The sequence below is a fragment of the Paenilisteria portnoyi genome, from assembly GCF_014322795.1.
In the GTDB taxonomy this organism is placed as follows: domain Bacteria; phylum Bacillota; class Bacilli; order Lactobacillales; family Listeriaceae; genus Listeria_A; species Listeria_A portnoyi.
Map to the genome: position 1 here is coordinate 197507 of NZ_JAASTT010000003.1, position 13352 is coordinate 210858.

At 40.2% G+C, this 13352-nt stretch carries 14 protein-coding genes; 7 read left to right on the forward strand and 7 right to left on the reverse strand.

Features of this window, described 5'->3' with window-relative positions:
- Positions 1-11 precede the first annotated feature (11 nt).
- Both HCJ66_RS03725 and HCJ66_RS03730 read left to right on the forward strand, forming a co-directional pair.
- A complete protein-coding gene (locus HCJ66_RS03725) occupies positions 12-737 on the forward strand; it encodes a glucosamine-6-phosphate deaminase (RefSeq protein ID WP_187131947.1) in 726 nt (241 codons plus the stop codon).
- Between the two features lie 161 nt (positions 738-898).
- Positions 899-2005 carry an acyltransferase gene (locus tag HCJ66_RS03730; RefSeq protein ID WP_187131948.1) on the forward strand — a complete coding sequence of 369 codons (1107 nt, stop codon included), beginning with the start codon at positions 899-901 and terminating at the stop codon, positions 2003-2005.
- A 50-nt stretch (positions 2006-2055) separates the two neighbouring features.
- Here HCJ66_RS03730 and HCJ66_RS03735 read toward each other — a convergent pair whose 3' ends face one another.
- The 6 genes from HCJ66_RS03735 to HCJ66_RS03760 all read right to left on the reverse strand — a co-directional run bounded on the left by HCJ66_RS03735 (position 2056) and on the right by HCJ66_RS03760 (position 8058).
- Complete coding sequence (locus tag HCJ66_RS03735) at positions 2056-2667, reverse strand: immunoglobulin-like domain-containing protein (protein ID WP_187131949.1); 612 nt, start codon at positions 2665-2667, stop codon at positions 2056-2058.
- A 188-nt stretch (positions 2668-2855) separates the two neighbouring features.
- Positions 2856-3836, reverse strand: a complete 981-nt coding sequence (locus HCJ66_RS03740) for a PA2928 family protein (RefSeq protein WP_281384383.1) — start codon at positions 3834-3836, stop codon at positions 2856-2858.
- Positions 3766-4260 carry a hypothetical protein gene (locus tag HCJ66_RS03745; protein WP_187131951.1) on the reverse strand — a complete coding sequence of 165 codons (495 nt, stop codon included), beginning with the start codon at positions 4258-4260 and terminating at the stop codon, positions 3766-3768. Before HCJ66_RS03745 ends, HCJ66_RS03740 begins: the two co-directional genes overlap by 71 nt.
- A gap of 81 nt (positions 4261-4341) precedes the next feature.
- Entirely contained in the window at positions 4342-5145 is an 804-nt protein-coding gene (locus HCJ66_RS03750; protein WP_187131952.1) for a hypothetical protein, read from the reverse strand.
- Between the two features lie 11 nt (positions 5146-5156).
- Positions 5157-6434, reverse strand: a complete 1278-nt coding sequence (locus HCJ66_RS03755) for a hypothetical protein (RefSeq protein ID WP_187131953.1) — start codon at positions 6432-6434, stop codon at positions 5157-5159.
- Positions 6435-6735: 301 nt separating this feature from the next.
- Positions 6736-8058, reverse strand: coding sequence for a 6-phospho-beta-glucosidase (locus tag HCJ66_RS03760; RefSeq protein ID WP_187131954.1), 1323 nt, complete (start codon positions 8056-8058; stop codon positions 6736-6738).
- A gap of 214 nt (positions 8059-8272) precedes the next feature.
- Here HCJ66_RS03760 and HCJ66_RS03765 point away from each other — a divergent pair, with 214 nt between their 5' ends.
- The 5 genes from HCJ66_RS03765 to HCJ66_RS16455 all read left to right on the forward strand — a co-directional run bounded on the left by HCJ66_RS03765 (position 8273) and on the right by HCJ66_RS16455 (position 12281).
- Positions 8273-9025 (forward strand): MurR/RpiR family transcriptional regulator, encoded by a 753-nt coding sequence (locus tag HCJ66_RS03765; RefSeq protein WP_187131955.1) that lies wholly within the window; start codon positions 8273-8275, stop codon positions 9023-9025.
- 77 nt (positions 9026-9102) lie between these two features.
- Positions 9103-10239: a globin domain-containing protein gene (locus tag HCJ66_RS03770; RefSeq protein ID WP_187131956.1), complete on the forward strand. Its 1137-nt coding sequence runs from the start codon at positions 9103-9105 to the stop codon at positions 10237-10239.
- A 163-nt stretch (positions 10240-10402) separates the two neighbouring features.
- On the forward strand, positions 10403-10672 hold the full coding sequence (locus HCJ66_RS03775; protein WP_187131957.1) for an ACT domain-containing protein: 270 nt from the start codon (positions 10403-10405) through the stop codon (positions 10670-10672).
- Positions 10673-10684: 12 nt separating this feature from the next.
- Positions 10685-12040 carry a PFL family protein gene (locus HCJ66_RS03780; RefSeq protein ID WP_187131958.1) on the forward strand — a complete coding sequence of 452 codons (1356 nt, stop codon included), beginning with the start codon at positions 10685-10687 and terminating at the stop codon, positions 12038-12040.
- Positions 12041-12179: 139 nt separating this feature from the next.
- Entirely contained in the window at positions 12180-12281 is a 102-nt protein-coding gene (locus HCJ66_RS16455; protein ID WP_425489607.1) for a DUF1304 family protein, read from the forward strand.
- A gap of 30 nt (positions 12282-12311) precedes the next feature.
- Here HCJ66_RS16455 and HCJ66_RS03790 read toward each other — a convergent pair whose 3' ends face one another.
- Entirely contained in the window at positions 12312-13283 is a 972-nt protein-coding gene (locus HCJ66_RS03790; protein ID WP_187131959.1) for a LacI family DNA-binding transcriptional regulator, read from the reverse strand.
- Positions 13284-13352 lie beyond the last annotated feature (69 nt).

A 13352-nucleotide genomic window follows, 5' to 3' on the forward strand; every position in this document is an offset into this window, starting at 1 on the left:
ATGGAACCAACATGAACGCATTAAATTTGAAAGTACTAGCAGATTACGAAACGATGAGCGACGAAGCAACCGGACTTGTCATCGAAACCTTCAAACAAACACCAGAAGGCCTCTATTGTTTTGCCGGAGGAGACACACCAGTTGGCGCATTACGCCGACTCGTTGCCGCCCATAAAGCCGGAGAAATCGACTTGCAAAAAGCCTATTTTGTAGAGCTTGACGAATGGGTAGGACTAGACGGAGACGACGAAGGCAGCTGCCTGAATTACCTAGAAACCGAACTATTCGGCCCAGCGCAAATCGATCCATCCCATTACTATTACTTCCACGCCAAATCCGCAGATCTCGAAGGCGAATGCCATGCAGCAGACCAGTTCATAAAAAAACACGGCGGACTCGAATTAATCTTGCTAGGCGTAGGCGTCAACGGACATCTCGGCTTCAATGAACCAGGCGTCAGCTTCGACAATTACGCCCACGTCATCGATCTCGACAGCACCACACAAAATGTCGGGCAAAAATACTTCACAAAAGAAGTCGATCGCACAAAAGGAATCACGCTCGGAGTGAAACATATTCTCGAAGCAAAAACAGCGATTCTAGTCGCAAACGGTGAGAAAAAACAAACCGCAATCACCCACTTACTAGAAGAAAAAGTCACCGATGAATGGCCAGTAACAGTTCTCAGAGAACACAACAATGCTCACATATTTATCGATAAACTAGCCCTTGCATAACATAAAAAACTTGCGTTGATTATAACTCAGCGCAAGTTTTTTATGTAAAAATTGAGTATCTTCCCAATATGTAGTATTCTTAAAGAAAGAGTTGCACGGAAGAAACGTTACATATAAAACATTATCAAAATACAGAAATGTGAAAAGGGAGAAAGATCGAAATGGAAAGGAAATATAATCTAGATCTGCTAAGATGCTTATCGATTTTAATGGTCATAATCATTCACGTATCCGCCACACATCTACTTGGGAATGCTGCTGAAATGAACACAAACTTTGCAATCTCCAATTTTTACGATTCGATATCGCGCACTGCTGTGCCACTATTCGTACTATTAAGCGGTTATTTCACACTACGCAAAAGCAAAAATCTAACAACGTACTTCAAGAAACTAACATTAGGGCTAATCATCCCAACGCTCGTATGGATGGTACTCTACGAAGTATTCGAATTCCTAGATACAGGCGGTTGGAACGGCTTCATTCAATTCGTAAAAGACGGCGGATTATGGGGCTCATTTGACAACTTATTTCTAAACAATCTCGGCAGACATCTCTGGTTCATGCCGATGTTTATTGGGTTACAAATTCTAGCGCCACTACTCATTTTTATCAGGAAACACATTGGCGAAGTAGCATTCTTGATTCTAGGCCTATTTTTCCTTGCAGTCGGACTATTCGAAGCCTTTTTCGCATTCCGAGGAACCGATGTGGTTATAGCCAATCTATTCAGTTGCGTGCTTTACCTAGGCTACTTCATTCTCGGTTACAGCTTACCAAATACGATTCTATCTCGATTGAAAAAAGTAATCTGGTTCGCTATTTTTGCGATGAGCACAGCCGCCATCTATTTTTTCACCAACTGGGCCCTCGGAAATATTGGAGACATTAGCTTTAAACCACTGTACTTCTACGATTACCTATCGATATTTGTTGTCATCGCAGCGATTTCACTCTTCATGCTATTCACTAAAATCCAAATTCGTAGCACAGGACTACAAAAAATATCACGTAGCATCACACCACACATCTTCTTTATTTACTTCGTGCATCTCGTTGTTTTGCGCTATGTCACACGCTTCTTCGCTGAAATAATAACAATAGAACATCATCTATCATGGGCTATTCCGCTTATGAGTATCATCATTTTCATCCTATCCTACATCGTTAGCCTACTATTCAGCCTGTTAAAATCATTGTTTGTAAAAAAGAAACAACGTGGGACACCAGATTTTAAGATGATGAATTCTCCAATTGAAAAAGTATAAAAAAGAGTTTGAGTATCGTTCCTAGCTAGGACATATACTCAAACTCTTTGCTATTTCACCGTTACATAAATTGTTTTTTCCGTCGTTAATCCATAAAAATTCGAAGCCGTATACGTTACGAAATATTTACCAGGAACATCCGAATTCAAATCACTACTTTTCACGTGTAAGAAAATTCGAATATCGCCAGCAATTTCATCAAACGCCGAAACATTCGTCCAATAATCGAAAAAAGTTCCGCGAGTAATGGTTGCATCTTCCACTTCGATAATCGGTCTAGCAACGACATTCACTTCAACGCGACGCTCTTTCCAACGACCGTCACCTGCAATGGCGCGATACGTCACGTGATACGTTCCAACTTTACTCGAATCTACATCATTTTCAGTCACAAAAATGGAATTTGTTAAGTCCGTGTGATTATCATCATCATACGCAGTTAAAGAAATCGGTGGCATCATTGGATCGAAATCGCTATGCTTCTCAATGAAATACCGATGCGCATGCAAAGAAATACCTTTAATGCGATCACTGCCAGAAATCGCAAGTTTATTCTTATGCGGAATTGTTTTCGCTTTTGCCGAATGGTGGGCAAGACTTGCAGGAAGGACAAGCATTAGAGCGGATGTAACGAAGGCAGTTGTGGTCATTTTTTTATACATGTGTGTTCACTCCTAAGTTTCTTATAGCTTTATTATACAGCATAAGAGCATTGAAGAGTGTTAGAAATTAAACAAAATTATGGCGATATTGTGTATTTTTCGCCATATAGAGCCCGAAACAAAAGGCTCTCTTTATATCGAAAAGTGCGGACTCTCTATAACCGAGTGAACATTACTCAATATAAAATTTAGTTAGTTTCTTTTTTTATGTCAAAACTCTTATTATATTTAAAGAAGTATCCTTTGCCACTGCCATCTTTTAAGGAGAGGTAGAGAGTATGACTGGTATTTGCTACGCCTGAAGTTTCATTTACTTTACTACATAAAAGAAGGATGTGATTTTTATCGATTTGAGTATAGCCCTCTATATCATCCCCCTCAGTATCAATTGTCCAAAGTGTTTGTTCGCTGGAAATATCAATGCAGCTCAACAGAATATTGGATGATAATTCAGTCGAGGCACGGTGCACAACTAAGTACTGATTTGGATTTGCTAATTGAAAAGGACCAGTTGAATTTGTTTCTCCGTGTATAGCGACCTCCTGATATGTCGAGTAGTTGCGATTTGTTCGTGGATCAATTGAGCTATAGGGATCGATTAGAGTAGATTCTTTCTTAGGAAGGAAGCCACCCCCAATGAAAACTTGTTGATTCCATTTTTTTAACTCATTCGGTTTGTCTAGGTTTCCAGTATATAAGTATCTGCGGTCTTGTAATGAAGAGTTAGGTAGTTCTTTTGAACCTGCTTTGATGTTCTGAATTTCTGAATCAGAGAGGAACATGTTGTACTTGTCATTCCGCAGAACTTGGAGGGTGATCCCACGAGCAAAATGGATATCCGATAGATCCTTTTCTGCAAAATATTGGTTGGCTTGGATTGTAGGCTGCTTTTTGGTTTTTAAGGAAGCTAAATTAAGAGAATAGACTAACCCATCTGTGCAGGTGAATACCACTTCATTAAGTGATGAATCAAATTTGCAAAAATCACTTGATGATGAAATTGGAACCGAGTTTGCAGAATCTATTTTATGTTCAATTTTTCCGTTTTTTTGATCAAGCACGAATATTGTTCCACCATAGAAGGCGAAGATTTGATTATCACTGACAGATAATAGTTTTGCTGTGTCTATAACAGAAGACTTCTTTGGTATAATTTTTTGTGAAAACAGTTTTTTTTCCTGTTTCTGGTTCGAAAGCTATTATGCTGGAAGTAGATGATCCTGATACGATTCCCCGGACAGAACTATTTGCTGTAAAACGGTTTGTAATCATTGCAGTTACTTGCTTACCATCTTGTTCATAACTAATTGCCTCGGTTGTGGCAGCCGCACTTCCATCTGTTGATAGACTAACGTCGATGAGTAGAAACAATCCGAGTGGGAAAATTACCAAAAATAAAGTGGAAAAAGAAAGGATGTTGCCTGTCTTACGTTCCACACGAGAACTTCTTTTAGTCATTTTGATGATAAGTGCTACAAATGAAAGTAATATTATAGCATTTACGACTAAAGTGATTGCTAAGAATATGTTGTGCATGAGACTTTCGTTGAACTGTAGTGAGTATTTTATTCTATCTAATAGTGTAGTATCCATTGTGCCCCTCCAACTAGTCTGAGTATATATTCGTAACTCCTGTGCATTTAATTATCTATGCTCATGATTCAATCTGTATGTTTATACTCCTTGAAAGGCAGCTTGAAGAGTATTGCTATCCACCCCTGTTTTAATGACCAACTTTTCGGGATGCTGTGGCAAATAAATGACGGAAATCACACGACCTGGTTGCAACTGATCTATGGAAGCTCGTGGAACTGTCTTAACCACAGTAACGGAAATGATACTTTGATTTACTTGCGTTAGTTCAAGGTCTAATTCTAGCTCTACGCGTTCTGCTGTCAGCGAATTTTTAGGGCGCATCGCTTTTACTGTGGCATAACTTTCCACCCCGTTTTTACTGATTTCCAAGGATTCTTCACTTATCACCCCATTTTTTACAGCCATAATATTAAGTAGCGACTGCATTTCTTCTCCTGAAAGTTGTGGGTCACCTGTTCTGGGTAAACCAACTTTTTTATCTGCTCCAACAAGAACGGGTATAGTTGCATTCTCCTGAACAATTGCCAATTGTGTTAAGGGAACTATCGATGTAACAATAGCTTCAAATTGTTCGCCATTTTTTTCGGTTACTTGCATTTTTAATTCCAGTTCGGGTTGTTCATTTACATATGTTCCAGTTTGTCTAACTGATTTAACTAGGCCGAGTGCAGGAGTACCGTTTTTTATTCGCCCACCAAATAGTGTAGAGAAGACCGGCACAATGCTACTAAGAATTAAAACCGTAATACCGCCGTAGATTCCAATCTTGAAAATAGGAGACTGCATAATATCAATCTTATCTGAACCTAAGAATATATATGCCATTGTCCCAAAAATCATTATAAATCCAATTGTGCTACCAATACGTCCTATTCTTTTCATTTTCATTCTCCTCAATTCTTTTTTAATAGTATTGTCATTTTTTTATACATGTCTGAAGATTTTTTATATTGTCGTGATTGTTCTGCGCAAGTTGCGAGCGTCTCATAAACTACCAACAACCGATTAGGAAAATCATTTTGTTCAAGGAAGCACAAACAATCTTTCGCAAGTGCTTCGGCCTCTTTGAAGTTCCCCTTATGAAGTGCCAACTGGCTTTGATAAAATTTTACCGCATAAACCTGATCGGGAGTTTTATTTGTTTTTTGCAAGCTCTCAAGTGTATTTTCTAATTGTGTAAATGCACCACTAGCCAATGCAATATCAGCTTTATGTAATGCAATAAGCGTCCAGAAAGTTGGATCTATATTTTCTTGTTGCTGAAGATACTTTTTGAAACGATCAACCTCGAATGTAGCGTCTGCCAATTGATTCATGGTAATCAACATTAAAATCCGATTATTAAAAATCATGCATAGGTAAGTGCCAGCTGAATCATCCATATAAACTAAATATTCCTCTGCTTTTGCCAAATTCACAAGTGCCTCTTCATAAAGTTTCAAATAAAAGCAATAGGCACTTTCTGCAATATATAGACTTGACAGATGGTGAAGCAGATGTTCTTTTTGAACACGGTGAAGTGAGTCTTCGAAGCTATGTTTTGCTTTATCATACAGTTTTAGAGACACGAAAATTTCCATTTCTATTTTTTTAATAGTAACCCAAGCTTCCGTATCTTCATCAAGCATATGAAGTAGCAATTCAATATACTTACTACTCATTTCAAATTGTGACACTGATCGATAAAATTGCAACTTGTAATAATAGAAAGCCTTTCTTAATGGTATAGGTAGTTTCAAAATTGATAAATCATCAAAATTTTCTACATAAAAATTTAAATATGTTGTATGTAGTGTTTGATAACTCACCTTCATATTCATAGTTTGATAATAACAAGCTTTCATCAATGCAGCTGAAAGTTCGATCACAAGCGCATTATTTTTCTCAGGCAATGAAACAATGTATGCATCGTCAACTTGCTGGAATAACATAAAACGACGAACGATTGCTTCAGTTTCTTGAATAATTTCTTTAGATACATCTTCCGTATGCATTAGATAGTCTGTTGCAACTCCCAAACGCTCTCCAAACTGCTCGGCTAAATCCTCTGCTAGCAAGTAACGCCCGGCAAGAATATTTGATAAGTGAGGTAGTGTTATCAAGCCATTGACAAGATTTTTTCTGGTTATTCCTTGAACTTCTATTAAAAAATTAATTCGTTCTTTTAGCAAATTTCTCCTCCCTTCGATTACCATAACAATAGTTTACCATATTTATTACAATTAATTAACCCTTTTTTTACATGCAAAATGACTGGGTGATAGGATTCGTTAAGCTCTAAAAATGGGGGTTAATTTTGCTATCTCGTTTATTTTCAGCAAAATTTTTCATATAATCATTCATTCTTTCGGATCAAAGTTTCTATTTGATTATTTGTTAGTAAACAAAATACACATCGGAAATCTAAAAGAAGATTTTTGATGTGTATTTATTAGACTAAGAAATCCTTTTATCTCAGATTCCAGAATCGACTTATTTATTAATGAAGAACAATGGTAAATGTTCTTTGTGCGCCTCAAGTAACTCATCAAGTAAAACACGAGCATCCGTATCGCTTGGTACAAGAGGATTCACAGTTAAAGCTAACAAGGCTTTATCGTAATCACCAGTTACCGCTGCATCGACAGTCAAACGCTCTACCGTCTTGATTTGTTGAATAATCCCGTTAATTGCCACAGGAAGGTGACCGCTTGCAAGAGGAATTGGACCTTGACGCGTAATCACGCAGTTCGTTTCAATCGCAGACTCAGGATCGATATCCAAAATAGCGCCATTGTTGCGCGTATTCACGATTTGAATATCCCGTTTATCATTGTAAATCGAGTTAATCAAGTTACACGCCGCTTCACTATAATAAGCACCACCGCGTTGTTCTAATTGTTTCGGTTTCTCCGCTAAATCCACATCTTTGTACAACTCGAAAAGTTCTGCTTCCACACGTTTCACGACTTCGGCACGTGTCCCATGTTTTTCATACGCGGCTTGTTGATCTTCCAGCTGCGTACGCGTTTGCCAGTAGTAGCGCAAATAATCGATAGGAATCATGTTTAAAGTACGCAAGAATGTAGCATCCCAGCCAGTCGCATTGATATTTTTCAGCGTCGATCCAGATTCGCCTTCCGTCATTTTAGTTACAACTTCAGCCGTTACATCTTCACCATCTTTATAAACCGTTTTCGCGAAAACCATGTGATTCAAGCCGACAAATTCAACATAAATCTCTGTGTGGTCCACGCCTAGAATATCCGCAATGTTTTTCTCAATGCCGATTGGGCCATTACATAAACCAACAACGCGATTGATATTACTGTAGCGCAACACGGCTTCGGTCACCATTCCCGCAGGATTCGCAAAGTTAATCAACCATGCATTCGGGCAAAGACGCTCCATATCCTTACAAATATCAAGAATAACAGGAACCGTCCGGAACGCTTTAAACATCCCGCCAGGACCATTTGTTTCTTGCCCAACTACGCCATGAGAGTTCGGAATACGCTCATCTTTCACACGCGCATCCAATTGCCCCACACGTAATTGTGTCGTTACGAAATCAGCATCTTTCAATGCTTCCTCGCGGTCCATTGTCAAATGAATTTCCATATCCACGCCGGCTTTTTCAACCATCCGTTTTGCTAAATTACCAACGATTTCGAGTTTTTCCTTACCAGCCGGCACATCCACAAGCCATAGTTCACGCACTGGAAGTTCCTTTTGACGTTTGATAAAACCTTCAATTAATTCGGGAGTATAACTTGATCCACCGCCGATTGTCGCGATTTTAATACCTTTAGACATCATTTTTTCCTCCAATATATTTTAGATTTGATTATGTTTTGTATAACGCTTTCTTCTCCCAATAGTATAGGCTGAAACGGAAAAAATAGCTATTATTTCGCGGGTATTTGTTAAGGATTTTTGAAGTTGGAAATTGTTCCTTTTATGTAACGCCTTGTCACATTAGCGAACATCGTGCTAAAATGGTCATATAATGAAGATCGGGGGCATGAAAATGCTTTTTTTAGATAAAACGATTGAACTGAATGATACGGAAATGGATATTTATAATTACATCGCGACTAATTTGGATACCGTCACGTACATGCGTATCCGCGATTTGGCAGACGCCACGCATGTTAGCACCACAACCATTTTGCGTTTTTGTCGTAAGTTTGAGTGTAGCGGTTTTTCCGAGTTTCGGGTGAAGTTGCAGATGTATGCACAGGAACGGACGAAAATCAACGTGGATATGTCCGACGAAACAACGTATATCGACTTCCTGAAACGGACGGCACAACCTGAATTTAAAGCGAATATTGCAGCGTCAGCGAAAATTTTGCGTGATGCAGAATTAGTCTTGTTCGTTGGCATTGGCTCATCAGGAATTATCGCGGAATATGGCGCACTCTATTTCTCCTCGTTGTTCACACTGGCGCTCCACATTGAAGATCCACTAAATCACCCATTTTACCACCTATCCAGCAAACTATCCGATAAAATATGTATGATCGCGATTTCCGTTTCAGGCGAAAATGAGGACATTATTAAGTACATCCACCAACTCAAAATGCAAAAATGCAAAATTGTCACGATCACAAATAGCGCGAAGTCAACGATGGCGAAATTATCTGACGCGAATATTGCCTACTATATAAACAAAGAGATGTATCAAGAAGCGGACATTACCTCCCAGCTCCCAGCCATTTATACCGTGGAATGCATCGCGCGAGAAATCCGAACACAACTTGATCGCGAAGGTAAATAAGGGAAACCCCCGAGAGATTCCTGGAGGTAACTATGATATCATAAAGGTTGTATACCATTTTTTAGGGGGAATTAGGAATGACGATGATAACAGAAGAACAAAAGCAAATAGTCAAATCCACAGCACCAATTTTAAAAGAACACGGCAAAGAAATTACGTCGATTTTTTATAAAAAAATGTTCGAGGCCCATCCTGAATTACTTAATTACTTCAACCTTACTAACCAAGAAATTGGAACACAGCCACTTGCTTTGGCGAATACAGTTTACTTAGCAGCAGAGAATATTGAGCAGTTAGAAGTACTGTTGCCACAAGTCAAAACGATTGCGCATAAACACCGTAGCTTGACGATTAAAGCAGAACATTACCCGATTGTCGGCGAATACTTATTAAAAGGCATCGCGGAATACTTAGGTGACGCCGCGACACCAGAAATATTGGATGCTTGGGGCGCAGCGTACGGCATTATCGCGGACATTTTCATCGAGGTAGAGCAGGAAATGTACGATGCACTAGGTGACGCACGAAATCAAGATTTTATCGAATTCAAAATTACAGAAAAGCGCCATATTGCACCGAATATCTTCACATTAAATCTAGCCCGAAATGATGGTGGAGAGTTAGTAGATTTCACGCCAGGCCAATATTTATCGTTACGTGTGAAGCTGAACGAGCTGTTTCACAATCGCCAATACAGTTTGACGAAAGCATTTGATGGAAAAACCTATCAAGTCGCGATAAAACAGGAAAATGAGAAAGATCCAGCAGGTGTTGTTTCCAATCATATTTATGAGAATTATCAAGTTGGCGATACGATTCTTGCGACGCTTCCAGCAGGTGATTTCGAATTAGACAAAGCAGCAAGTCAGCACGTATTTATTGCAGGTGGTATTGGTATCACACCGATTGCGGCAATGATTGACAGCATGGAAACAGCCAATCAAGCACAACTGATACATTGCGTCAGATCTGAAGAATACGCTGTGTTCGCCGAAGCATTCCAAACAAAACTAGGCGCACGATATCATCTTTTTGCAGGTGAAAACATAAGCCAAGCCGACTTGTCGGAGCTTGTAGAACAAGGCGCGGCCATTTATCTATGCGGGCCAGTTCCATTCATGAGAGAGATTGAAGCGATCTTATTAGCGCAGGGACATGCCCAATCGGATATTCACTTTGAAGCATTCCAGCCAGCATTGAGTTTAATTAAATAAACGTATAGCACAGAGCCGCCACCACACGCGCTTTGTGCTATTTTAGTCTTAATACAAGAAAACATAATACATAGTTAAAATTTTATTTTCTAAAAATTAATGAAATTTAGAATGATAAGAAGTATAATAGAACCTATCAACGAAAAAAAGGAGCTGGATCAATTTGAAAGCAATTTTAACGGTTATTGGAAAAGACAATGTTGGTATTATCGCAGGCGTCAGTAATGAGCTTAGTCAACTAGAAATCAATATTTTGGATGTGTCACAAACAATTATGGACGGTTACTTCACGATGATGATGATGCTGGATATTAGCACGACAACGAAAGCTTTTGATGAAGTAAAAGAACAACTGGCGAAAAAAGGAACGGATCTGCAAGTCAAAGTTAGCATTCAACGGGAAGAAATTTTTAACTCGATGCATAAATTATAAGGAGGGACGGATATGGAGACGAAACAAATCCTAGAAACCATTCGCATGATTGAAGAAGAAAAGTTGGATATTAGAACGATCACAATGGGTATTTCATTACTTGATTGCATCGATAGTAACGGCGAGAAGGCACGCGCAAAAATATACAAAAAAATTACTACATATGCAGGAAAGCTAGTCGAAACAGGCGAACAGATTGAGTCTGAATTCGGGATACCGATCATAAATAAACGGATATCTGTGACGCCAATCGCGATTATTGCTGGCGCTTCTGCGGACAAAGATTATGTTGCTTTTGCCAAAATACTAGATGATGCGGCGAAAAAAGTCGGTGTCAATTTTATCGGTGGATTCTCGGCTTTGGTGGAAAAAGGATACACAAAAGGCGATGCGATTTTGATTGCGTCGATACCTGAGGCGCTTGCACAGACAGAACGTGTTTGCTCCTCGGTGAATATCGGGTCCACACGAACAGGAATTAATATGGACGCTGTTCGAGATATGGGAGAAGTCATCAAGAAAACCGCCGAATTGACAGTCGATACACAAGGACTTGGTTGTGCAAAACTAGTCGTATTCGCGAATGCTGTAGAAGATAACCCATTCATGGCAGGCGCTTTTCACGGAGTTGGCGAGGCTGATTGCGTCATCAATGTCGGTGTCAGTGGACCAGGAGTTGTGAAGCGAGCCATCGAGAAAGTAAAGGGCGAAAGTTTTGACAAAGTTGCTGAAATGGTGAAACAAACCGCTTTCAAAATTACGCGAATGGGCGAACTCGTTGGGCAAGAAGCATCGAAACGCCTAGGGGTTCCATTTGGCATTGTTGATTTATCGCTTGCGCCAACACCAGCCGTTGGAGATTCCGTCGCACATGTCCTAGAAGAAATGGGACTCGAGACAGTCGGAACACATGGAACAACTGCTGCACTTGCGCTATTAAATGATGCTGTAAAAAAAGGTGGCGTTATGGCGTGCGGACACGTCGGAGGTTTGAGCGGTGCGTTTATACCAGTTTCAGAAGATATTGGCATGATTGAAGCGGTCAATAACGGCTCACTAAACCTAGAAAAACTAGAAGCGATGACAGCCATATGTTCCGTGGGCCTTGATATGATCGCAATCCCAGGCGACACGCCAGCGACAACTATCGCAGCGATGATTGCCGATGAAGCAGCAATTGGGGTCATCAATAATAAAACGACAGCCGTTCGAATCATTCCTGCAGAAGGAACAAAAGTTGGTGATATAGTGGAATTCGGTGGGTTACTTGGAACAGCTCCGGTTATGAAAGTAAATAAAAAATCATCAGCTGAATTCATCGCACGTGGTGGAAGGATTCCTGCCCCGATTCACTCCTTCAAAAATTAAGTGTTTCGAGCGAAGCGAGGAAGGCTCATTGTTTGCGTTGTTCGAAATGAACTGAGTTACAAAACCAATATGCAGCTGAATATAGTGAATCTGCCAACCTTAAAGCCGGGCATCTAGGTATTCTTCCTAAGTTGTCGTCATCGCGACACTTTATGGCGCGACAACCGTGTCCAAACGCATCTTTTTTGCGCAAGGAATACCCGCTATCATTGCTTTAATCTTAGCACTCATCACAATATAAATAACGAAAAACGACATGAGCCTCAGTCTCTCATGTCGTTTTTCGCGCTACCAATCGAAATTCTAATTCCTGCAAAGGCTCATCCTTATCATCCAATTTATTCGAAATAATCCGAAACGCATTCTCAGCTTGCAGGTCAATCGGATAATGAATCGTCGTCATATCAAACAACCGCGCCACATTATTCGTATCGTCAAAGCCAACGACCGCCACATCCTCAGGAACCCGAATCCCAATCCGCCGCGCCTCCGCAATGAATCCCGACGCCAAATAATCCGTCGGACACAAAATCGCATCCGCCTTCACATCCTGCGCCAACCACCAATGCGCAATCTCCTCCCCATGCGTAATCCGACCCTTATTATAAAAATGTTCCATCGTATTCGAATCAAGCCCATACTTCTCACAAAAATCAGCAAAAGCCCGCATCCGACCACGCGTATTTTTCCCAGACATCCGTCCATAAATATTCACAATTCGGCGATATCCTTTCGTATATAAATGCTCCAAACCAAGCATATAACCATCATACTGATTCATAAAAACAGAGTCCACCTTCGCAAGCTCCACCCGTTCCCACGTTACAATTGGTCCATACTTCGCATAACTCTCAATCAAATCCCAAGGGCTCAATCGTATCACAAAAACCAGGGCATCTAACTGCTTATGCCGCAACATCTCCAAAGCCTCAAGTTCTCGCGCCTTATCCCCATTTGTCACAAAAATCGTCGTATTATATCCTTCACTTTGCGCCGCCAGCGAGAAGCTACGCAAAAAAACACCCATCGAACTATCAAATGCTATCGCCACAATCCCAATCATCATTGTCTTCCCACTTTTTAATGAAACCGCATTGCGATTTGGAGCGTAATCGACCTGATCTACAATTTTCTGCACACGAGCCCGCGTTTCATCACTCACATAACCACGCCCACTCACAACCCGAGAAACAGTCGCCGCAGAAACCCCAGCCAATTTTGCGATATCCTGAATATTTGCCATCCAATCCAACTCCTCACATTCCACTCTAGTATACATCAATTTTTAGCCTAATCAAAAAGTTTTCAAATA